Consider the following 21,574-nt stretch of genomic DNA (forward strand, 5'->3'; position numbering starts at 1 on the left):
TAATAATAATCCAACGCAAAATTATAGGTTTTATTAATCCTAAAAAAACAAAAACCATCTCAATAGAGATGGTTTTTATAATTTAAAAAAAACTTAGAATACTATTATTCTCCAGCTTTTTCTTCTGTAGCAGTATCTGCAGCAGGAGTTTCTTCCACTTTAGCCTCAGGAGCTTCTACAACAGCAGCTTCTTTTTTAGGAGCCGCAGTAGATCTTCTGCTTCTTCTTGTTGTTTTCTTCTCTGCTTCGTTTGGATTATAGATATCATTGAAATCTACCAACTCAATTAATGCAGTATCAGCAGCATCACCAGCTCTGAAACCAGTTTTGATGATTCTTGTGTAACCGCCGTTTCTTTCAGCAATTTTAGGAGCTACAGTTCTGAACAATTCAGTAACCGCTTCTTTACTTTGTAGGTAAGAGAAAACGATTCTTCTATTGTGCGTTGTATCTTCTTTCGCTTTAGTCAGGATTGGTTCCACGTAAACTCTTAAAGCTTTCGCTTTAGCAACAGTAGTGTTGATTCTTTTATGTTCAATTAGTGAACAAGCCATGTTAGAAAGCAATGCTTTTCTGTGAGGAGCTGTTCTGCCTAAGTGATTTATTTTTTTTCCGTGTCTCATTGTAAGGATTATTTATCAGCGTCTAACTTATATTTTGCAACATCAAACCCGAAATTTAGTCCTTTTGAATGAACCAATTCTTCAAGTTCTGTTAAAGATTTTTTACCAAAATTTCTGAATTTCATCAAATCAGACTTACTGAAAGAAACCAGCTCTCCAAGCGTTTCTACTTCAGCCGCTTTCAGACAGTTAAGGGCTCTTACAGAAAGATCCATATCTGCTAGTTTTGACTTAAGTAATTGTCTTGTGTGAAGTGTTTCTTCGTCATATTGGATGGATGCCTTTACAGCTTCTGTCTCAAGAGTGATTCTTTCGTCAGAGAACAACATAAAGTGATAGATCAATATCTTAGAAGCTTCTGTTAAAGCGTTCTGAGGTGTAATAGATCCGTCAGTTTCTATATCCAAAACCAATTTTTCGTAGTCTGTTTTTTGCTCTACACGATAATTTTCTATACTGTACTGTACTTTCTTAATCGGTGTAAAGATCGAGTCAATCGCAATAGTCCCAACAGGAGCATTGTTTGATTTGTTCTGATCAGACGGAACATATCCTCTGCCTTTCTCGATATTGAAAGTAATTTCAAAAGTAACATCCTTAGCTAAGGTAGCAATTAACAATTCTGGATTAAGAACCTCAAAGTTTGCCATTGCAGTACCAAGATCGCCGGCTGTAACAATATCTTTACCAGAAACTTTAGCAGTTACCTGCTCGTTACCTGGGTTTTCTGTTTTAGCTTTTAGACGTAATTGTTTAAGATTAAGAATGATCTCAGTAACATCTTCGATCACTCCCGGTATAGTTGAAAATTCGTGCTCTACGCCTTCTATTTTGATAGATGAAATAGCATATCCTTCCAGAGAAGATAGTAAAACTCTTCTCAATGCATTACCGATTGTAAGCCCGAAACCTGGTTCTAAAGGTCTGAATTCGAATTGTCCTTTAAAATCTGTGGAGTTTAACAGGATTACTTTATCGGGTTTTATAAATGTTAAAATTGCCATAGTCTGGTTGAGCAAAAATTTGAAAAAATTATTATTTAGAGTATAATTCGACGATCAACTGTTCTCTGATGTCTTCAGGGATCTGAATTCTCTCAGGTGCACTTGTGAAAGTACCAGTTTTTTTCTCGTCATTGAATTGTAACCACTCATAATTTGCTTTAGAAGCTAAAGCATCAGAGATTACTTCCAGAGATTTTGATTTCTCTCTTACAGCGATCTCGTCACCAGCTTTTAACAAATAAGAAGGGATGTTAACCAGTTCTCCGTTCACAGTGATGTGTCTGTGAGAAACCAATTGTCTTGCAGCAGCTCTGGTTTTAGCAAAACCTAATCTGTATACAACGTTATCCAATCTTGATTCGCAAAGTTGAAGAAGAACTTCACCTGTTACGCCTTTGCTTCTGTGTGCTTTATCAAAAAGGTTAGCAAATTGTCTTTCCAGGATACCATAAGTGTACTTCGCTTTTTGCTTTTCAGCCAGCTGAGTAGCGTATTCTGATTTTTTTGCACCTCTTCTTTTGTTAGGACCGTGTTGTCCTGGTGGTTGATTTTTTCTTTTTTCGAAGTTTTTATCGTCTCCGTAAATTGCCTGACCAAATTTTCTAGCAATTTTTGTTTTAGGTCCAATATATCTTGCCATTGTTTTAGATTTGAGATTAAAAGATTATACTCTTCTTCTTTTAGGTGGTCTACATCCGTTATGTGGCATAGGTGTCACGTCAACGATTTCACTTACTTCGATACCTGAGTTGTGAAGTGTTCTGATCGCAGATTCTCTACCTGCACCAGGACCTTTCACATATACCTTAACTCTTCTAAGACCAGCTTCAAAAGCTACCTGAGAACAGTTCTCAGCTGCCATTTGTGCTGCGAATGGCGTATTCTTCTTAGATCCTCTGAAACCCATTTTACCGGCAGATGCCCAAGAGATTACCTCTCCGTTTTTATTTGTTAAAGAAATGATGATGTTATTGAAAGAAGCCTGAATATGTGCCTCGCCAATAGCCTCAACTTTTACTTTTCTTTTTTTAACAACTTTAGTTTGTTTTGCCATAATTAATTCTACAGATTATTTACTTGCCTTTTTCTTGTTAGCAACAGTTTTTCTCTTTCCTTTACGGGTTCTAGAATTGTTTTTCGTTCTTTGGCCTCTTAAAGGTAATCCCAGTCTGTGACGTATTCCTCGTTGGCATCCTATGTCCATCAATCGCTTGATGTTCAATTGCACTTCAGATCTCAACTCACCTTCTACTTTTACATTTTCGGTGATGTAGTTTCTGATTGCAGCCAATTCATCGTCATTCCATTCGTTGACTTTCTTGTCTTCGCTGATTCCAGCGTTTTTCAAAATTTCTGAAGCTGTGCTCTTACCGATACCGTAGATATAAGTAAGTCCAATAACGCCTCTTTTGTTCTTTGGTAAATCAATACCTGAAATTCTCGCCATAATTTAATCGGTTCTTAACCTTGTCTTTGTTTAAATTTAGGGTTCTTCTTGTTAATTACGAAAAGCACACCTTTTCTGCGTACAATTTTGCAATCAGCACTTCTTTTTTTGATAGATGCTCTAACCTTCATTTTGTTATTTTTAATATCTAAAAGTTATTCTCCCTTTAGTCAAGTCATAAGGAGAGAGTTCGAGTCTTACCTTGTCTCCAGGTAAGAGTTTTATATAATGCATTCTCATTTTACCAGAAATATGGGCAATTAACATGTGCCCATTTTCCAACTCTACACGAAACTGCGCGTTGGAAAGTGCTTCCGTTATAACGCCGTCTTGTTCTATATGTTTCTGTTTTGCCATTTATTCTATTAAAGGTTTGATGATCTTGATAATTTAGATTGCATCAACCCATCATAATGATGGTTCAGCAGATAGGTGTTAATTTGCTGAACGGTATCCAGGATAACGCCAACCATAATTAACAGGGATGTTCCCCCAAAAAACAGGGCAAATCTATCTGTCTGAACAAACGCTCCGTGCACTATGGCCGGAAGGACTGCAAAGATAGATAAAAAAATTGCACCTGGCAAGGTTATTTTGGATAAAATATCATCCAGATAATCTGCCGTTTCTTTCCCGGGTCTTACTTTAGGAATCAATCCACCATTACGCTTAAGATCATCAGCCATCTGATTTACAGGAATGGTAATTGCCGTATAGAAAAATGAGAATATTATAATTAATAACGCAAACAGCACATTGTACTGCCAGCTAAACACATTCTTGAAACCTGCCAAAAATGTATTAGATTCGTCTACCTTGGTTAATAGTCCGGGTACAAACATTAATGCCTGGGCAAAAATGATCGGCATAACACCAGCTGCGTTGACCTTAAGAGGGATCCATTGTCTGGCTCCTTCCATCAGGTTTCTGCTAACGCCACCTCGTGCCTGCGCTCTGCTGACATACTGGATCGGGATTTTTCTTACTGCTACAGAAAGAACAATCGCCAACAGAATAACCAATAACCAGAATACGATCTCGATCAAAATCATGATGCTGCCCAGCCCGCCTTTACCATTCTGTGTAATAACCTCCTGGTAAAATGCTGTTGGGAGATCCGCAAGGATACCCACCATAATAAGAATAGAGATACCATTACCTATACCTTTATCAGTAATCTTTTCACCAAGCCACATTGCAAACACAGAACCTGCAACAAGGATCACAATACTTGGCAGCCAAAACATGATAGATGCGGGATCTATATAGTACGCTGACTGGAACTGTGAGTAAGGCAAAAAGAATTGTGTTACCGAGGTAAGATATGATGGAGCCTGTACAAGACAAACCCCGATGGTTAACCATCTGGTAATTTGGTTTAGTGTATTACGTCCACTCTCCCCGTCCTTCTGTAACTTCTGCAGGTATGGGATTGCCATACCCATCAGCTGTACAATGATGGATGCCGAGATATAGGGCATAATACCTAATGCCATAATAGACGCACGGCTAAATGCGCCTCCGGTGAATGATGATAATAAACCCAAAAGGCCGGCACCTTGTTGGTTCCCGCCTTGTTTTTGGTAATGTTGTAGTAAGTTCCCTACTTCTGCCATGTTAATAGCCGGAAGAGAAACATACGATGCGAATCTATACACAAGGACCAGAGAAAGTGTAAGGATAATCTTATCTCTCAGCTCTTTCAGGCTCCAAATGTTTTTGAGTGTTTGTATAAATTCTTTCATTAGTTATTAATTAAAGAGTAATTGCTTTACCTCCTGCTTTGTTGATTGCCTCTTCAGCAGACTTGGTAAATTTATCAGCAGAGATAGAAACACCAGATTTCAAATCACCTCTACCAAGGATTTTTACCAATTCGTTTTTAGAAGCAAGACCGTTTTCTACTAATACGTCTCTAGTGATGTCACCAGTAATGTTCTTAGTATCGATCAAAGTCTGGATCGTATCAAGATTGATTGCTCTAAACTCTTTTCTATTAATATTTTTGAAACCAAATTTCGGAAGTCTTCTTTGCAAAGGCATCTGTCCACCTTCGAAACCGATTTTCTGAGAATAACCAGCTCTGGCTTTTTGACCTTTGTGACCTTTAGTTGAAGTACCACCGTATCCACTTCCCTGACCTCTACCAATTCTTTTTGTACTGAAAGTAGAGCCAGCTGATGGTTTTAAATTATTTAAATTCATTATTGTATTGAGATTATAGATTAAAAGATAAGAGATAAGAGACTGCTGAACCAGAGTCTCCTGTCTCTATGTCTATTGTCTTATTTCTGAACTTCTAATAAGTGGCTTACAGAAGCAATCATTCCTAAGATGGAAGGCGTTGCCTCATGTTCTACAACTTGGTGAAGTTTTTTAAATCCTAAAGCTTCAAGCGTTCTTTTTTGGGTTTTTGATCTATTAATAGCGCTTCTTACTTGTTTTACTTTAATTGTTGCCATTATTATAATATTAACCGTTAAACACTTTACTTAGAGAAACTCCTCTCATTCTTGCAATCTCTTCTGGTCTTCTGATATCCAATAATGCGTTGAAAGTCGCTTTCACCACGTTATGCGGGTTAGAAGAACCTTTTGATTTTGACAATACATCATGCACACCTGCAGATTCTAGCACTGCACGTACCGCACCACCGGCGATAAGCCCTGTACCGTGGGATGCTGGTCTCAAGAAGATATCAGCACCACCATATCTTGCAGAAGTCTGGTGAGGAATTGTATGGTTGATTACAGGAACTTTTACCAAGTTTTTCTTTGCATCTTCTACTGCTTTAGCAATAGCAGAAGCAACTTCCTTAGATTTACCAAGTCCGTATCCGATGATACCATCTTCGTTTCCTACAACAACAATTGCAGAAAAACCGAATGCTCTACCACCTTTAGTTACTTTAGTTACTCTGTTAACAGCAACCAGACGATCTTTTAATTCTAATCCTCCAGGTTTAACTCTTTCTATATTACTATCTAACATATGTTCTGAATTTTAAAATTAGAATTTAAGACCTGCTTCTCTAGCACCGTCAGCAAGAGCTTTTACTCTACCGTGGTATACAAAACCATTTCTATCAAACACAACATTCTCGATACCTGCTGCTTTAGCTTTGGCTGCGATAGCTTTACCAACCGCTGCAGATACTTCAATTTTTGTCCCATTAGCATCTACGCCTTTCTCTCTGGAAGAAGCTGATACTAATGTTTTTCCGTCTTTATCATCTACCAATTGAGCGTAGATCTCTTTATTACTTTTGAATACAGATAATCTTGGTAATTCTGCAGATCCTGAAATCTTACCTCTTACTCTTCTTTTGATTCTGATTCGTTTTTCAACTTTTGTTAATGCCATTTTCTTAAATTTTATGCAGATTTACCGGCTTTTCTTCTGATGTTTTCACCCACGAATCTCACACCTTTTCCTTTGTAAGGTTCAGGTTTTCTGAAAGATCTGATCTTTGCAGCCACCATTCCAAGAAGTTGTTTATCGTAAGAAGATAATGTAATGATTGGGTTTTTACCCTTTTCAGTCAAAGTATCAATAGTTACTTCTTTTGGAAGTTCTACTACGATACCGTGAGAAAATCCAAGTGCCAATTCTAATCTTTGGCCACTGTGAGATGCTCTGTATCCTACCCCTACAAGCTCCAATTGCTTTGTAAAACCTGTAGATGTACCAACAATCATATTGTTGATAAGCGCTCTGTACAAACCGTGCAGCGCCTTATGTTCTTTTGAATCAGAAGGACGTGTAAACGTAAGTACACCATCTTCCTGCGCTAAGCTGATTCCTGAAGTAAGCTCCTGAGTTAATTCACCCTTAGGACCTTTTACCGTTACAACACCGTTGTTCTCGGTAACTGTAACACCAGCAGGAACTTCTATAATTGCTTTACCAATTCTTGACATTTTCCTTGTTTTAAAAAATTAATATACGTAGCAAATTACTTCACCTCCTACTTTCTCTTGTCTGGCTTTTTTATCAGTCATTACTCCTTTAGAAGTAGAGATGATCGCTACACCAAGGCCGTTAAGTACTCTTGGAAGTTCTTCAGAACCTTTGTACTGACGAAGACCTGGTCTTGACGCTCTCTGGATAGACTTGATAGCAGGTTTGTTGGTTTGCTTATCATACTTCAAAGCGATCTTGATAGCTCCTTGAACGGCATTATCCTCGAACTTGTAGTTCAAGATATAACCTTGGTCAAAAAGAATCTTTGTGATCTCTTTTTTGATTTTCGATGCAGGAATTTCCACCACTTTGTGGCCTGCGCTTTGTGCGTTCCTTACTCTTGTTAGGAAATCTGAAATTGGATCTGTTACCATTTCTTTATTTTAAAATTATTGGTTAATGACAACCAGTATTGAAAAGACTTGAAGATAATAGATATCAGATCCTGGACCTGACATCTATTTTATCTTTAGTATCTCAACAACTTAATTGCCTCGATTAGTTAATAATAATTACCAACTTGCTTTTTTAACGCCCGGGATAAGTCCATTGTTTGCCATTTCACGGAAAGTTACTCTGGAGATACCAAATGTTCTCATATATCCTCTTGGTCTTCCTGTCAGTTTACATCTGTTGTGCAATCTTACAGGAGAGGCGTTTTTTGGAAGTTTTTGCAATGCTTCGTAATCTCCGGCTTCTTTAAGAGCCTTTCTTTTCGCAGCATATTTAGCAACTGTAGCTTCTCTTTTGCGCTCGCGCGCTTTCATTGATTCTTTAGCCATTTCTTAGTTCTTTTTGAAAGGTAAACCGAAGTGAGTTAATAAAGATTTTGCTTCTTTATCAGTTTTAGCAGAAGTTACAAAAGTGATGTCCATCCCCTGGATTTTTTTCACTTTGTCGATAACGATTTCTGGGAAGATAATCTGCTCGGTAATACCCAAGTTATAGTTACCTCTACCGTCAAAACCATCAGCTTTGATTCCAGAAAAATCTCTAATTCTTGGAAGTGCAGAAGAAGTTAATCTGTCAAGGAACTCATACATTTTATCAGCTCTTAGAGTTACTCTTGCTCCTACTGGCATTCCCTTTCTCAATTTGAAGGCAGCCTCATCTTTTTTAGACAAAGTACCAACAGCTTTTTGACCGGTAATTGCTGTAAGTTCTTCTACTGCATAGTCTACAATCTTCTTGTCGGCTGTAGCAGCACCCAAACCTTGTGATACAACGATTTTTTCTAATTTAGGCACTTGCATTACGCTTTTGTACCCAAATTCTTCCATCATTGCAGGAACAATTTTTTCTTTATATGCTTGTTTTGGTCTTACTATATATTCCATTTTCATTTTAATTATAAAGTTTCACCGGTTGTTTTTGCAACTCTTACTTTTTTATCACCTTCTACTTTGTATCCAGCTTTTGTAGCTTTTCCGCTTTTATCAACCAATGATACGTTTGAAATATGTAGTGAAGCCTCTTTCTCAACGATTCCACCTTGAGGATTTTGAGCAGATGGTTTAGTATGTTTCTTAACAATATTAATACCTGCAACAATTACTCTAGGATCTTTACCTTCTTTTCTGATTACCTCAAGAACTTCACCTTTACTTCCTTTATTTTTTCCGGTAGTAACGATTACGTTGTCTCCTCTTTTTATTTTAACTTTTGTCATTTTCTTAAAATTTTAAAATTAAAGTACTTCAGGAGCTAATGAAATCACTTTCATATATTCTTTGTCTCTCAACTCACGGGCAACCGGTCCGAAAACACGGGTTCCTCTCATTTCTCCGGCAGCGTTTAGCAATACACAAGCGTTATCTTCGAACTTGATGTAAGATCCATCTTTTCTTCTAACTGCTTTTTTAGTTCTTACAACTACCGCTTTTGATACCTGTCCTTTTTTTGCGTTTCCTGATGGTGTAGAATCTTTGATAGTAACAACGATTTTATCACCAACTGAAGCATATCTTCTTCTGGTTCCTCCCAGAACTCTGATAACCAATACTTCTTTAGCACCAGTATTATCAGCAACTTTTAATCTTGATTCTGTTTGTAACATTATTACTTAGCTTTTTCAATGATTCTTACTAATCTCCATCTCTTGTTCTTGCTCAAAGGTCTAGTTTCTGTAATCAAAACTGTATCTCCTTCGTTGCACTCATTGTTCTCATCGTGTGCAGTATATTTTTTCGTTTTCAAAACGAACTTACCGTACATTGGATGCTTTACTCTTGTAGTCTCACTAACAACAATAGTTTTTTCCATTTTATTGCTGGAAACTACTCCAATTCGTTCTTTTCTTAAATTTCTTTCCATTGTAAAAAGGAATTATTGTTTGTTAGTTAATTCTGTGTTAAGTCTAGCGATTGTTTTTCTCAAATCTCTGATCTGAATAGGATTTTCAACTGGGCTGATTTTATGAGCTAGTTTTAGCTTGGCATAATTGGCTTTTGCACCTTCCAATTGAACTTTGATATCCTCTACGCTTAAATTCTTGATGTCAGCTTTTTTCATTTTAATAGAGATTAAAGAGGTTTAACAAAATCGTTAGCAACTATAAATTTGGTAACTACAGGCAGTTTTTGCGCTGCCAGTCTAAGAGCTTCTTTCGCTACTTCGTAAGGTACACCTCCGATCTCGAACATTACTCTGCCTGGTTTTACTACGGCTACCCAATATTCTACAGCACCTTTACCTTTACCCATCCTTACTTCGGCTGGTTTTTTGGTAATTGGCTTATCCGGGAATATCTTGATCCATAGCTGACCTTCTCTTTTCATATATCTCGTAGCAGCAATACGCGCTGCTTCGATTTGTCTTGCTGTAACCCAAGCTCCTTCAAGAGCTTTGATTCCAAATGTACCGTAAGCTAATTGGGATCCTCTCTGAGCATCGCCTTTCATCTTCATTTTATGAACCTTACGGAATTTGGTTCTTTTTGGTTGTAACATAATTTCTAAATTTTAGATTTTAGATTTTAGATTTTAGATTTTTCTATTTTAAAAAAGTAACGGTAATTTAAAATTCAAAATTTCTATCTAAAATTTTTAATTATTATTGTTATTATTATTTCTTCTAGGTCGTCTGTCACCACCTCTGTCGTTTCTTTCTCTACCGCCAGCTGGTGCTTTTTTCTGTTGTACTACAAGTGGTGTAAGTTCTCTTTTACCGTAAACTTCGCCTTTCATAATCCAAACTTTAACACCTAACTTACCGTATTGGGTTAATGCTTCACCGATATGATAATCGATATCTGCACGGAAAGTTGACAATGGGATTCTTCCTTCTTTGAAAGATTCTGATCTCGCCATCTCTGCACCGTTCAATCTTCCGGAGATCATCACTTTGATACCTTCTGCGCCCATTCTCATGGTGCTTGCCATTGCCATCTTAACAGCTCTTCTGTAAGAGATCCTGTTTTCGATTTGCTTAGCAATACTGTCTGCTACTAATACAGCATCCAGTTCTGGTCTTTTGATTTCGAAGATATTGATCTGGATATCTTTACCCGTCAATTTTTTAAGCTCTTCTTTCAATTTATCAACTTCCTGACCACCTTTACCGATGATTAAACCTGGTCTTGCTGTCGTAATCGTTACAGTTACTAATTTAAGGGTTCTCTCAATATAAATTTTTGAGATACCACCTTTAGATAATCTAGCTTCAAGGTATCTTCTGATTTTGTAGTCTTCAGCGATTCTGTCACCGTAGTTTTTACCACCAAACCAGTTTGAATCCCATCCTCTGATGATACCTAATCTGTTACCAATTGGATTTGTCTTCTGTCCCATACCTTGAATTAATTTTCTTTTGTACCTAAGATTAATGTAATGTGGTTAGATCTTTTTCTGATTCTATAACCTCTACCTTGCGGTGCTGGTCTTAGTCTCTTCAATTGTCTTGCACTATCCACAAAGATTTCTTTCACGATAAGGTTAGCTTCTTCGATATCAGCACCTTCGTTTTTTGATTGCCAGTTAGCAATTGCAGAAAGCAATACTTTTTCTAATTTGTTAGAAGCATCTTTCTTAGAATATTTCAGGATATACAAAGCTTTGTCAACTTCTACACCTCTGATAATATCCGCAACTAATCTCATTTTTCTGGGAGAAGAAGGGCAGTCGTTGTGCAACGCTTTTGCCACATCTTGGTTTGCTATTTTACGTGCTAATGCACTTTCTCTTTTTCTTGATCCCATGATTATCTACCTCCTTTATTTTTGTTACCACCGTGACCTCTGAAAGATCTTGTCGGAGAAAATTCGCCTAACTTGTGACCTACCATGTTTTCTGTAACATATACAGGGATAAAAGATTTCCCGTTGTGTACAGCGATAGTTTGTCCTACAAAGTCTGGAGAAATCATAGATGCTCTAGACCATGTTTTGATTACAGTCTTTTTACCAGACTCGATATTTGCCTGAACCTTCTTATCTAAAGTATGATGAATGAATGGTCCTTTTTTAAGTGATCTTGCCATAATTATTTTCTTTTAGATACGATGTAACGGTTAGACACTTTGTTTTTCTTTCTGGTTTTGTAACCTTTAGCCGGCATACCGTTTCTAGATCTTGGGTGACCTCCTGAAGAACGTCCTTCACCACCACCCATTGGGTGATCTACAGGGTTCATTACAACCGCTCTTGTTCTTGGTCTTCTGCCTAACCATCTGCTTCTACCAGCTTTACCGGAAACGGTTAACTGATGATCTGAGTTAGATACAGAGCCTACCATTGCGAAACATTCTGTAAGGATCATTCTGGATTCTCCTGAAGGCAATTTGATGATGGCGTATTTACCATCTCTTGAAGTCAATTGAGCTGAAGAACCAGCACTTCTTGCCAAGATTGCACCTTGTCCAGGTTTCATCTCAACACAAGAGATAACAGTACCCAATGGAATATTTTTCAATTTCATTGCGTTACCGATGTTTGGTTCTACGTTTTCACCAGAAATGATTTTCTGGTCAACTTTGATCCCGTTAGGAGCGATGATGTATCTCTTCTCTCCGTCTGCGTACTCTACAAGAGCGATAAATGCAGTTCTGTTTGGATCATACTCCACAGTTTTTACCGTAGCTTCAATATCGTGTTTGTTTCTTTTGAAGTCGATAATTCTGTATTTCTTTTTGTGTCCACCGCCGGTGTAACGCATGGTCATTTTACCAGTTTGGTTACGTCCACCTGACTTACTAATACCAACAGTTAGAGATTTCTCTGGTTTGTTGGTAGTAATTTCCTCAAAATTGTTAACAACTCTGAATCTCTGTCCCGGGGTGATAGGTTTTAATTTTCTAACAGACATTACTATTATTTATAATTAATTAATTGGTTGCGAAAATATCAATAACTTCTCCGGCAGCTAATGTTACAACTGCTTTTTTCAACTTATTGGTTTTCCCAACTTGAAGTCCTTTTTTTGTGTATTTAGAAGAAACTTTAGGCGCATAAATCATGGTTCTAACGTCCGCTACTTTTACACCGTAAGCTGCCTCTATAGCACCTTTAATCTGGATCTTGTTAGCTTTTGGAGCTACCAAGAAAGAATAAGCACCTCTTAGATCTGTAAGATAGTTTGCTTTTTCTGAAATAATTGGTTTAATAATAAGTGACATGATTTATTTCTTTAAGTTGTCCTGAAATTTTTCTACTGCACCTTCTAAGAAAATAATCTCACCTGCGTTGATCAAATCATAAGAAGAAATCTCGTTATAATTCAAAACTCTCGTTTTAGGCAAGTTTCTTGAAGATAAATATACATTCTTGTTAGCTTCAGGAAGCACGAATAATGATTTTTTACCTGTAAGTGTCAAAGCATCCAACAATGTGATGAATTCTTTAGTCTTAGGCGCATCAAAACTCAAGTTTTCTAAAACTCTGATACTGTTATCTCTCAATTTTTGAGACAAAACAGATTTTTTAGCTAATCTTTTAAGCGCTTTGTTCAGTTTGAATCTGTAGTCTCTTGGTTTTGGACCAAAAACTCTACCTCCACCTTTGAAAGTTGGCGACTTGATATCACCATATCTCGCAGATCCTGAACCTTTTTGCTTTTTAAGCTTTCTTGTAGAAGCCGTAATTTCGCTTCTTTCTTTTGATTTATGCGTACCTTGTCTCTGAGCGGCAAGATATTGCTTAACCTCTAAGTAAACCGCGTGCTGATTTGGCTCTATCCCGAATACAGATTCGTCAAGAGTTACTTTTCTTCCGGTTTCTTTTCCTGATGTACTTAATACTACTAGTTCCATTTCTTGATAATTACATAAGAATTTTTAGCTCCCGGAACAGCACCTTTTACTACTAAAAGATTTTGTTCTTGATCCACTTTTAACACCTGAAGGTTTTGTACAGTTACCTGCTTACCTCCCATTCTGCCTGCCATTCTCATCCCTTTGAATACTCTTGAAGGGTCTGAACCAGCACCGATAGAACCTGGAGCTCTAAGTCTGTTGTGCTGACCATGAGTTGCCTGCATTACACCTCCAAAGCCATGTCTTTTAACAACACCCTGGAAACCTTTACCTTTAGAAGTTCCTGTTACATCCACATACTCGCCTTCTGCAAACAGATCCACTTCAATCTTGTCTCCTGCTTTTACATCGCCTGAAAACTCATTTCTGAATTCTACGATCTTAGCTTTAGGAGTAGAACCAGCCTTTTTAAAATGGCCAGCCAACGCTTTACCAACGTTCTTCTCACTCTTGTCATCGAAACCTAGTTGCACGGCAGTATATCCGTCAACGTCTTCGGTTCTGACCTGTAAAACCGCGCATGGACCAGCCTGAATAACTGTACAAGGAATGTTTTTCCCGTCTTCGTTAAACAAAGATGTCATACCGATTTTTTTACCAATAATACCTGACATTATTTATATATATCTATTATATTTTGTTTCAGCATTTTAGCGGTTTTCGTCATGTTCTATGTCTGAAATAGGCATACTCCTTCCCTAAAATGAGTGTGCAAATGTAAGAATATTTTTTTTATTGGCAAATTTTTAAAAGAAATTATTTGAATTATAGAAAGTTAAAGCCTCTCAAATTTTGAGAGGCTTCTAAATATTATGTTAACGAGATCATTCCAACTCTATAGGATTATTTCTTCTTTTAACATTAGCTTTTACCCTTTCAATACTTTCTGGAGAAACCGTTAAGCCAGATGAAGATAATTCTGATATTACATTTTCATTAATATTCTTTACCGTTTTCATGTATTCCGCTTTTGATATTATTTTAAATGAATTATAATATTGATCCTTAAATAGTGTATTATCATATTTAACATTCTTTTTTACACTAATAAGATCAAATACATAATGCATCTTTTTATCAGACACTCTAACAATTAATCCTGGTAAACCACCAAATTTATACGGTCCCGAACTTAGTGGAATATCATTGGTAAACCATGCTTCCCATACACGCCCTGCATACACACCTACTGCCTGGAGACAATTGTAATTATCAATTTTTGCCTTCTCGCCTGTAAGCTTCCAATTGAACAACGGCTGCTCTGCGTAAGCAAATTTGTACTTCATGATGTTATCATAAAAATTAACTCTATTATTTTCCTTAGTAATAATGTAACGAAACCGTGTATTAGGTACTTTAGAAAAATTAAGATCTCCTGTCAGTTTAATCGATTGCAAAATAGAATCTTTAACTAAAAAATTATTGCTTGCGAAATAGGATTTGTTACCAACAACAAATAAGCTAAAATCTTCATTACCTTTATTTTCATGATTAGTAGAATCAGATTGATATTGTAGCCTGTATTCAAACTTGTATTGATAAACATCGTTATTTTGAGTTTTAGCCAGGTTTGATATAAAAAGAAATATTAATATAAGATTTTTCATAATAGAAAGAGGCGACTTCCATCACCTCTTTTGTTTTAATTTAGTTAATTCCACACATAAAATCGTATCCGTTCCAGGCAAGTTCCAGAATCTCCATTAGATTGTTCCCACAAGCTATTCCGTTTGTACCACAATCATAATGGATCAACAAACACTCTGCACTCTTATTAACCGAGGTATTTTCCAAAGTGGGTGTAATCTTTCCCATTGTATTAGACTTAGCACTCATGAACCCGGCAACTCCTAAAGCTGCCACAAATAATAATTTTTTCATAATAAATTAGTTTTAATTTTAACTAGTGCTAAATTAAAATTATACAAGTTTTAGTTAATAATTTAATCATTTATTGTATTCTGTATAATATCAGGATTACTCTTCCTTTTATGGTTCCGGATGGCAGCGTCTATAGAGTGCGACTTATGGATATCGTTTTCCTTTTTGATCAAATCCGAGAGTTCTACAAAGTATTGGTGGAGCTGATATAGCTCATGTTCCTTGTCTGAAATAAACACACTCCTTCCCGCCCTAAAAGAATTTGCAAACACGAGAATATTTTTATATTACCAAATTTTTAAAGGCAAATTCGGATTTTATATTTAAAGTAAAAGATCAAAAACATTAGAAAAGCTGTCTCAATTTCCTGAAACAGCTTCTTAGTTATTAACATCTAAGTCAATTCAATTTTCTAACTCTAATTGACTCGGTTGATTTTCTAATCTTTTTTTTATACCCCTTTCTCTATTCTCATCTATAGTAAGACCTGCTTGCTTAGCTCTTTCAACTAAATTATCAGTATAATGTTTCTTTGAAACTACAAACTTATCCTTTTTGACTTCCAAAGATTTACTTTCTTTAGATTTTGGCAGTGTAACAATTTTGCCATCTTTAGAATTATATTCAATAAGGGTAAAATGATAATCCTTGTTTATATCATAAATCTCCACAATCAAGCCTGGTAAACCCGAAAACTTATATGGGCCATCTTGAATTGGAATACTCTTAGTAAACCAAGCAACAAATGTTCTACCATATTTATCAATTGTAGCTTTTTGACATTTAAGCCCCTCAATATCTTTTTCTTCATTATTTAAAATCCATTCAGAATAATCAATCATTGGTTCTTTATAGTAAAAAAAATCTTTACCAATATCATCATAAAACACCAATGGTTTTTCAGGATTTTCTTTAACTATATAGTAGGTAAATTTACTTCTAGGCACGCCTTTTAGAGTAAAAACCTTCCCTCCGAGATCCAGTTCTTTGAATTTTACAGCTAAAATAGAATCCTTTTCAATATTCTTAATACTGGAAAATAAAGATTTACCACCTTGTATGCTTAAAATAAATCTCTCTTCAAGAAAGAAATTTGGATTGTTTTTATCAGAATGATATTTTAATGCATATTTAAAATTCTCAACTTTTGGAGTATCCTCTGCTTTTTGTTGCGAATGATAAAAACCATTGACTAAAAAAAGAAAAAAAAGAAAATAACGCCTTACCATTAACACCCTATATAACATCCACCACAAAATGCGTCTTCTAACAAATACTGAAACTCTACCAAGGCCTCATAATTATCTGTACACTTAACCCCTCCTTCGCCACAAGATGATTCGACCCAATAACAAGGGGAAGTCTTTTTATCTGTTTTCAAAACCTGGTTTTGACCATTCTTATTAGCATCTCTTTTTACTTTCTTTAATTGAGGATCAGTAGAAGAGATATTCTTAGCACTCATGAACCCGGCAACTCCTAAAGCTGCCACAAATAATAATTTTTTCATAATAATTAGTTTTAATTTTAACTAGTGCTAAATTTAAATTTAAATTGTACAAGTTTTTAGTTAATAATTTAATCATTTATTGTATTCTGTATAATATCAGGATTACTCTTCCTTTTATGATTACGGATGGCTTCGTCTATAGAGTGCGACTTATGGATATCGTTATCCTTTTTGGTCAATTCTGAGAGTTTTACAAAGTATTGGTGGAGCTGATCCAGTTCTTTCTCGGTAAGATCTTCTATATCTACCATACGGTTGCTGGCCTGCCGGCTGGCAGCAATCAGCTCGTTGAGCTTGAGCTGGATGGCTTTGCTGTCTTTGTTCTGCGCTTTCTGTATCAGGAAAACCATGAGGAAGGTGATGATGGTAGTCCCTGTATTGATAATAAGCTGCCACGTTTCCGAATAATCGAAAAAAGGTCCACATATAGCCCATACTACTACTACAACTGTAGCACCTACAAAAGCATAATAGCTGCCTGTAAAATTGGTTACAGCATTGGCGAATCTTTCGAAGAGGTTATTATTATTCATTGTGATTAATTTTACTTAAATATACAATTAAAAACCAAGCAAAAAAAAGGCCTCAAAACTGAGGCCTTAAAAATTAGGATTGTAAATCACGTTATTCCTTGATGAACTTGGTTTTTACAAAATTACCTTTATTATCAATATTGATAAAATAAACACCTTTTGCTAATCTGTTAACAGACACTTTGCCTTCAGCCAGGTTGCCTTTGGTTACAACCTGCCCTGCAACATTCATGATTTCATAAGAAGCATTGGCAGCTACATTAGAGACGTTCAGTACATCTTTTACAGGGTTTGGATATACTTGTACAGAAGCTTTGTTGATATCATTGACTGCTAAATTTCCAACTGTTGCAGCTTTTACTGCATAAAACACATTTCCAATAGCAGACACTCTTATATGCCCAGATTTACCAGCTAGGGCAGCAGGTACCGCAACACTGGCGGAGCCGGAGTTAGGGACAGATTCTGCAAAAGTAGTCCAGCTAATCCCATTATCAGATGTGAAATCTATTTTAACATTAGCTACATTGTAAGGTGAAGCTGTAGTACCAGAAGGTACCCAATTAACTGTAGAGTTGGTTCCGGCTGATAAAGATGTTGTGCTCACTGTAAATGCAGCAGCAGGACCAACATTGATACTTTGAGTTGTATAAGCCGTCTGTGTATTTGCTCCTTTATTATCTCTAACTGTCACACGGAATTTTGTTCTCGTAGTTGCTGTATTTCTGGTAACTGATGACGTAGATTCAAAGTCATCAACATTTTTTACAGCACCTCCCAATACGGTTGATAATTTAGGAAAATACCTGGTAGGCGATGACGTTGGTGGATATGATCTGAATGAAGCGCCTCTTGTTGTAGCTCCAAGTGCAGAAGCTCCATCGCCAGTCCCTGCAGCTTTACCGATACCATTAGCTAAATTACTTGAATCAACCTCTTCCCAACAATAACTTAATGTGTCCCCATCTGGATCCGTTGCTGCCGCTGTTAATACAAAAGGAGTGTTCAGGGGGATTGTATAAGTTGTACCCGTTAATGCTGTCACAACAGGCGGACTATTTGTGATATCCGTTTCCACATCAGCAGTTTTAGAAGCAAGATTAGTTTGAACCTGATCTATACTTAATGAATGGAAATAAGGATCAGAATTTGCCTGTACATCAGTATTGACTCCGGTAATACCAGCATAACCCATAATCGTAGAGCCAGATCCCGGTTCTACAGTTACGCTTGTCCCCTCATTAAAACTGAATGTATGATTATCACCCAACTGATGCCCCATCTCATGAGCCACATAATCTATATCAAAAGTATCTCCTTTCGGAACACCAGACCCTGGGGAAGTAATACCGCTACCTTTATAATTATCTGGTGCAATATAGGCATATCCACAACCACCGTTGGAAGCTGTCCAAGAGGTTGTAGATGTGTCATTGCTTCCTATACAACCTATACACCCGGCATTACCTCCTCCTCCGGATCTTCCAAACAAATGTCCTATATCAAAGTCAGCATCTGTTACGCCGTAAGCTCCACCATGTAGAACATTCATTAGCTCATTATTCCAGTTGCACATCCTGTTAGCATTACTATAGGGATCTGTTGCTGCTGTTGTAAAGATAAGATCAGGAGCATCAATCACATTAAGGTGAGTATTGAATTCTTGCTCAAAAACGCCATTTACTCTTGTCATTGTGGCATTAATCTGAACTAATGAGCCAGCAACACCACCAAAGTAAGCACCATATTCTCCGGTAACAGATACAGCTAATCTCAGAGTGTGGAATTTCTTATTACCGGATCTTTCAGCAATCCCTTTTTTGGTTAACTCAGTCAACTGGTCAATAGACTCCTGGCTTTCCTTGGTGATACAGTTAAATATTCCGTCTTTTCCACTTTTCCCACGTACCGAGTAAAGGGTCTTATCATCTGTAGCCGGCTCTATAAATTCATACCTACCATCTGGCGCAATTATCATCGACTGGAAATCATTCGGCGCAACACTAAAACGGATGTACTTTGTAGGATCATCTATGCCCACACCAACATAAGAACCCAATTGGTATCTGTTAGCCAATGCCTCATCCATAACCGGGAAACTATTAACCGAAAATCTTTCTATCTTACCACTATTGGTTGGAATGTTAATAATCACAGCACCTACATTCTTACCTGTTGTCAATTTATCGGCTGCCAATAACTGACCTCTGATTGCATTAATATCAAGTTTGTAATAAACTGAATTATCGCTTTTTCTTGTAATATTTCCGGAAGGAATTACCTTACTCCACTGTGCATTGATCAAGGACAAGCCCGTAGCTAATACTAAAAATGATAAACTTTTCTTCATATTATTAAAATTAGGGAAGCAAATGTAGTATATAATATGCGAAATTGACATATAAAATCACCTTTTAACTAAAATTAAAAATAACTTAATATGGATACAAACTTACTAATCACAATTTCGTATTTTTCTTATAACGGTGCCAATAGATCACAAAGCCTGTTATGGGTAGGGAAAACCCGATAAGACAAACGATAAAATAAAGCACGACGCTTTTTAGTCCCATAATTTCTCCGGTGTGCAATGGTTTTGCCAAAGTTGTAAACTGTTTGTCAAGAGGCAGATCAGAGAAGAGATTGATGGTCTTTAGCTTTCCTTCTTTATCGAAAGTAAGCTCATCGGGGAGCATCATTCCAAAAAAATTCTCTGTATTCGTTTTTATAATAGTATATCTCGGATTCTCATCATTGGGTAAAGTGATGCTGGTTACCGCCATATAATTAAGTTTTTGATCGGCCAGATTCCGGATATCATCCAGGCTTACAACTTCTGCGGCTTTTTGTTTTTTCTCTTTTTGCCTTTCTATCATATCAGACATCAGTTTATCAAATGCATCATCACCTGCAGCGCTGCCAATGGCGGTTGCTTCGGCAACAGAAGAACCCCCCAATGAGACGATCAACGCATTTTTCATCCAGGGATAAGTGATGTATAAACCTGTAACTGCAATAAAGAACAATACCAGACATGTGTAAAAACCCAACGTATTATGCAAATCATAATTGAATCTTGCCCACTTTGCTGACGTTTTGATCGTTAAAGCCTGTTTAAGATGCTTAAGTTTCTTGGGAAGCCAAAGCACTAATCCGGAAATGAGCAGAAAACAGAAAACCAATGCAGATGCCCCCACTATTTGCCGACCGACATTACCCATCATGAGATTGCGGTGCAAATCCAACACAATTTCAAAAAAACGTGACGATCCTGTATCCGGATAACCTTTTACCTGCCCGATGTAAGGATCGTAATAAGCCGTCTTATCAACATTCTGTTCTTTGTAAGATACTATCCAGCTTCTGGCAGGATTATCATGAATGATGAGCGATGTTAAAATCTGATTTCTTTTACCAAGCTCCAGTTGTACCTGAGAAAGCGTTTGAGGATTAAGACCCACTGCCCTCACCCTGGCATGATCATAATTTGCGAAATCAATAATTTGATTTTTAAAAGCATAAAGGCAGCCGGCGATACAAATGACCATCACCACAATACAAGATAAGAGTCCCATCCACAGGTGTAACAGGTAGGATATATATCTGATGAACGTCTCATTTTTACGTTTTTTCCGGTAGAGGCTTTTCAAAAATGTCATAGGGCCAAAATAATAAAAACATTAGGACAAGGCCGCCCTAATGTTTATTAATACTAAAAATTGATTTGATATGAAAAAAAAGTTACTTTCTGCCTTTGAATTGAACGTCCTTCACCACACTTTCGTAAGCTGTGTAGTGCTGTGGTGTCAATCCTTTTTTGATGGCCGCTTTTCTTTGGGCATCAAATTTCCCCCAATATTGTTTTGCAAGATCGTTATTGCCATGGTAAACATCGTGAGCGTCATTAAAGGCTTTCTCAAAAGCATCATTGGCTGCATTCACTACAGCAAATTCATCCTCTGTAAGAGCTGCTTCTGTCTTGATACGGGCCAACAAAGCATTATCATACCTTGGTCTTTTTCTTGCGCGTTCGTCTACAAATTTGTTAAACTGTTGCATCTGCCCGGCGTCCAAAACACCAGACATTTCTTTTGCCTGCTCCTCACGCAATGCTTCACTCTTTATCCCCAGTGCTACTCGATCCATCTCACCACCCTGTGCTTTGGCCGCTTCAAAATTTTGTTCCTGCTGTTTTTGGTATTTTGTAGTGATCTCATCAAATCTCTTTTCCTGATCAGCCGTTAACTTAACTTCTGATTTGAATTCGTTAAAATCAATACCCCTTTTCTTATTCTCACCGGAACAGGACCAGATAACTGCTCCCAGAGCTAATGCTAATAGTGCTGCTTTAATATTTTTCATATGTA

At 36.9% G+C, this 21,574-nt stretch carries 36 protein-coding genes; all 36 read right to left on the bottom strand.

The annotated features are described in order from the left end of the window. Nucleotides 1-104: 104 nt before the first annotated feature. Nucleotides 105-623: a 50S ribosomal protein L17 gene (rplQ, locus tag B0B05_RS04450; RefSeq protein WP_076782282.1), complete on the bottom strand. Its 519-nt coding sequence runs from the start codon at nt 621-623 to the stop codon at nt 105-107. Between the two features lie 8 nt (nt 624-631). Continuing rightward, nucleotides 632-1,627 carry a DNA-directed RNA polymerase subunit alpha gene (locus B0B05_RS04455; RefSeq protein ID WP_076782283.1) on the bottom strand — a complete coding sequence of 332 codons (996 nt, stop codon included), beginning with the start codon at nt 1,625-1,627 and terminating at the stop codon, nt 632-634. Between the two features lie 31 nt (nt 1,628-1,658). Further along, entirely contained in the window at nt 1,659-2,267 is a 609-nt protein-coding gene (rpsD, locus tag B0B05_RS04460; protein ID WP_076782284.1) for a 30S ribosomal protein S4, read from the bottom strand. Between the two features lie 24 nt (nt 2,268-2,291). Beyond that, nucleotides 2,292-2,681 (bottom strand): 30S ribosomal protein S11, encoded by a 390-nt coding sequence (gene rpsK / locus B0B05_RS04465; protein ID WP_076782285.1) that lies wholly within the window; start codon nt 2,679-2,681, stop codon nt 2,292-2,294. Nucleotides 2,682-2,696: 15 nt separating this feature from the next. Beyond that, the gene (gene rpsM, locus B0B05_RS04470; RefSeq protein WP_076782286.1) at nt 2,697-3,074 is read right to left on the bottom strand and encodes a 30S ribosomal protein S13; all 378 of its coding nucleotides are present in this window, start codon (nt 3,072-3,074) and stop codon (nt 2,697-2,699) included. A 14-nt stretch (nt 3,075-3,088) separates the two neighbouring features. After that, complete coding sequence (rpmJ, locus tag B0B05_RS04475; protein WP_007839480.1) at nt 3,089-3,205, bottom strand: 50S ribosomal protein L36; 117 nt, start codon at nt 3,203-3,205, stop codon at nt 3,089-3,091. Nucleotides 3,206-3,215: 10 nt separating this feature from the next. After that, complete coding sequence (gene infA, locus B0B05_RS04480) at nt 3,216-3,431, bottom strand: translation initiation factor IF-1 (protein ID WP_076782287.1); 216 nt, start codon at nt 3,429-3,431, stop codon at nt 3,216-3,218. Between the two features lie 8 nt (nt 3,432-3,439). After that, complete coding sequence (gene secY / locus B0B05_RS04485) at nt 3,440-4,819, bottom strand: preprotein translocase subunit SecY (protein ID WP_076782288.1); 1,380 nt, start codon at nt 4,817-4,819, stop codon at nt 3,440-3,442. A 10-nt stretch (nt 4,820-4,829) separates the two neighbouring features. Further along, nucleotides 4,830-5,279, bottom strand: a complete 450-nt coding sequence (gene rplO / locus B0B05_RS04490; protein ID WP_074236361.1) for a 50S ribosomal protein L15 — start codon at nt 5,277-5,279, stop codon at nt 4,830-4,832. A gap of 80 nt (nt 5,280-5,359) precedes the next feature. Next, nucleotides 5,360-5,536 carry a 50S ribosomal protein L30 gene (rpmD, locus tag B0B05_RS04495; protein ID WP_076782289.1) on the bottom strand — a complete coding sequence of 59 codons (177 nt, stop codon included), beginning with the start codon at nt 5,534-5,536 and terminating at the stop codon, nt 5,360-5,362. Between the two features lie 10 nt (nt 5,537-5,546). Continuing rightward, on the bottom strand, nt 5,547-6,065 hold the full coding sequence (gene rpsE, locus B0B05_RS04500) for a 30S ribosomal protein S5 (RefSeq protein WP_076782290.1): 519 nt from the start codon (nt 6,063-6,065) through the stop codon (nt 5,547-5,549). 18 nt (nt 6,066-6,083) lie between these two features. After that, nucleotides 6,084-6,437, bottom strand: a complete 354-nt coding sequence (gene rplR / locus B0B05_RS04505; RefSeq protein ID WP_076782291.1) for a 50S ribosomal protein L18 — start codon at nt 6,435-6,437, stop codon at nt 6,084-6,086. Nucleotides 6,438-6,448: 11 nt separating this feature from the next. After that, nucleotides 6,449-6,994: a 50S ribosomal protein L6 gene (gene rplF / locus B0B05_RS04510; protein ID WP_076782292.1), complete on the bottom strand. Its 546-nt coding sequence runs from the start codon at nt 6,992-6,994 to the stop codon at nt 6,449-6,451. A gap of 18 nt (nt 6,995-7,012) precedes the next feature. Then, complete coding sequence (gene rpsH / locus B0B05_RS04515; RefSeq protein WP_027383307.1) at nt 7,013-7,411, bottom strand: 30S ribosomal protein S8; 399 nt, start codon at nt 7,409-7,411, stop codon at nt 7,013-7,015. 138 nt (nt 7,412-7,549) lie between these two features. After that, nucleotides 7,550-7,819, bottom strand: a complete 270-nt coding sequence (rpsN, locus tag B0B05_RS04520) for a 30S ribosomal protein S14 (RefSeq protein ID WP_076782293.1) — start codon at nt 7,817-7,819, stop codon at nt 7,550-7,552. 3 nt (nt 7,820-7,822) lie between these two features. Continuing rightward, the gene (gene rplE, locus B0B05_RS04525; RefSeq protein WP_076782331.1) at nt 7,823-8,374 is read right to left on the bottom strand and encodes a 50S ribosomal protein L5; all 552 of its coding nucleotides are present in this window, start codon (nt 8,372-8,374) and stop codon (nt 7,823-7,825) included. Between the two features lie 11 nt (nt 8,375-8,385). Then, nucleotides 8,386-8,706, bottom strand: coding sequence for a 50S ribosomal protein L24 (rplX, locus tag B0B05_RS04530; RefSeq protein ID WP_076782294.1), 321 nt, complete (start codon nt 8,704-8,706; stop codon nt 8,386-8,388). A gap of 18 nt (nt 8,707-8,724) precedes the next feature. Beyond that, nucleotides 8,725-9,093 (bottom strand): 50S ribosomal protein L14, encoded by a 369-nt coding sequence (gene rplN, locus B0B05_RS04535; protein WP_027383311.1) that lies wholly within the window; start codon nt 9,091-9,093, stop codon nt 8,725-8,727. A gap of 2 nt (nt 9,094-9,095) precedes the next feature. Continuing rightward, a complete protein-coding gene (gene rpsQ / locus B0B05_RS04540) occupies nt 9,096-9,350 on the bottom strand; it encodes a 30S ribosomal protein S17 (protein WP_076782295.1) in 255 nt (84 codons plus the stop codon). A gap of 12 nt (nt 9,351-9,362) precedes the next feature. Then, nucleotides 9,363-9,548 carry a 50S ribosomal protein L29 gene (gene rpmC / locus B0B05_RS04545; RefSeq protein WP_076782296.1) on the bottom strand — a complete coding sequence of 62 codons (186 nt, stop codon included), beginning with the start codon at nt 9,546-9,548 and terminating at the stop codon, nt 9,363-9,365. Nucleotides 9,549-9,559: 11 nt separating this feature from the next. Then, a complete protein-coding gene (rplP, locus tag B0B05_RS04550) occupies nt 9,560-9,985 on the bottom strand; it encodes a 50S ribosomal protein L16 (RefSeq protein ID WP_076782297.1) in 426 nt (141 codons plus the stop codon). 96 nt (nt 9,986-10,081) lie between these two features. Continuing rightward, nucleotides 10,082-10,825, bottom strand: coding sequence for a 30S ribosomal protein S3 (rpsC, locus tag B0B05_RS04555; protein ID WP_076782298.1), 744 nt, complete (start codon nt 10,823-10,825; stop codon nt 10,082-10,084). Nucleotides 10,826-10,833: 8 nt separating this feature from the next. Further along, nucleotides 10,834-11,232 carry a 50S ribosomal protein L22 gene (gene rplV, locus B0B05_RS04560; protein WP_076782299.1) on the bottom strand — a complete coding sequence of 133 codons (399 nt, stop codon included), beginning with the start codon at nt 11,230-11,232 and terminating at the stop codon, nt 10,834-10,836. A 2-nt stretch (nt 11,233-11,234) separates the two neighbouring features. After that, the gene (gene rpsS, locus B0B05_RS04565; protein ID WP_048499083.1) at nt 11,235-11,513 is read right to left on the bottom strand and encodes a 30S ribosomal protein S19; all 279 of its coding nucleotides are present in this window, start codon (nt 11,511-11,513) and stop codon (nt 11,235-11,237) included. 2 nt (nt 11,514-11,515) lie between these two features. After that, nucleotides 11,516-12,337 (bottom strand): 50S ribosomal protein L2, encoded by an 822-nt coding sequence (rplB, locus tag B0B05_RS04570; protein ID WP_076782300.1) that lies wholly within the window; start codon nt 12,335-12,337, stop codon nt 11,516-11,518. A 19-nt stretch (nt 12,338-12,356) separates the two neighbouring features. Then, the gene (gene rplW, locus B0B05_RS04575) at nt 12,357-12,647 is read right to left on the bottom strand and encodes a 50S ribosomal protein L23 (protein WP_072997618.1); all 291 of its coding nucleotides are present in this window, start codon (nt 12,645-12,647) and stop codon (nt 12,357-12,359) included. Between the two features lie 3 nt (nt 12,648-12,650). Then, nucleotides 12,651-13,280, bottom strand: a complete 630-nt coding sequence (rplD, locus tag B0B05_RS04580) for a 50S ribosomal protein L4 (RefSeq protein ID WP_076782301.1) — start codon at nt 13,278-13,280, stop codon at nt 12,651-12,653. Then, nucleotides 13,271-13,897 (bottom strand): 50S ribosomal protein L3, encoded by a 627-nt coding sequence (rplC, locus tag B0B05_RS04585; RefSeq protein ID WP_076782302.1) that lies wholly within the window; start codon nt 13,895-13,897, stop codon nt 13,271-13,273. Before rplC ends, rplD begins: the two co-directional genes overlap by 10 nt. Nucleotides 13,898-14,107: 210 nt before the next feature. After that, a complete protein-coding gene (locus tag B0B05_RS04590) occupies nt 14,108-14,890 on the bottom strand; it encodes a GLPGLI family protein (RefSeq protein WP_076782303.1) in 783 nt (260 codons plus the stop codon). A gap of 40 nt (nt 14,891-14,930) precedes the next feature. Further along, nucleotides 14,931-15,146 (bottom strand): hypothetical protein, encoded by a 216-nt coding sequence (locus B0B05_RS04595; protein WP_143745944.1) that lies wholly within the window; start codon nt 15,144-15,146, stop codon nt 14,931-14,933. Between the two features lie 422 nt (nt 15,147-15,568). Then, entirely contained in the window at nt 15,569-16,393 is an 825-nt protein-coding gene (locus B0B05_RS04605) for a GLPGLI family protein (RefSeq protein WP_076782306.1), read from the bottom strand. Continuing rightward, complete coding sequence (locus B0B05_RS04610) at nt 16,393-16,674, bottom strand: hypothetical protein (protein ID WP_076782307.1); 282 nt, start codon at nt 16,672-16,674, stop codon at nt 16,393-16,395. The genes B0B05_RS04605 and B0B05_RS04610 overlap by 1 nt, the downstream gene beginning before the upstream one ends. A 68-nt stretch (nt 16,675-16,742) precedes the next feature. Next, on the bottom strand, nt 16,743-17,207 hold the full coding sequence (locus B0B05_RS04615) for a low affinity iron permease family protein (RefSeq protein ID WP_076782308.1): 465 nt from the start codon (nt 17,205-17,207) through the stop codon (nt 16,743-16,745). 91 nt (nt 17,208-17,298) lie between these two features. Next, entirely contained in the window at nt 17,299-19,557 is a 2,259-nt protein-coding gene (locus B0B05_RS04620) for a zinc-dependent metalloprotease (RefSeq protein ID WP_076782309.1), read from the bottom strand. 109 nt (nt 19,558-19,666) lie between these two features. Beyond that, nucleotides 19,667-20,866, bottom strand: a complete 1,200-nt coding sequence (locus B0B05_RS04625; RefSeq protein ID WP_076782310.1) for a PepSY-associated TM helix domain-containing protein — start codon at nt 20,864-20,866, stop codon at nt 19,667-19,669. A gap of 82 nt (nt 20,867-20,948) precedes the next feature. Continuing rightward, complete coding sequence (locus B0B05_RS04630) at nt 20,949-21,569, bottom strand: hypothetical protein (protein WP_076782311.1); 621 nt, start codon at nt 21,567-21,569, stop codon at nt 20,949-20,951. Nucleotides 21,570-21,574: the final 5 nt, after the last annotated feature.

The sequence above is a fragment of the Epilithonimonas bovis DSM 19482 genome (assembly GCF_900108115.1).
Taxonomy (GTDB): Bacteria; Bacteroidota; Bacteroidia; order Flavobacteriales; family Weeksellaceae; genus Epilithonimonas; species Epilithonimonas bovis.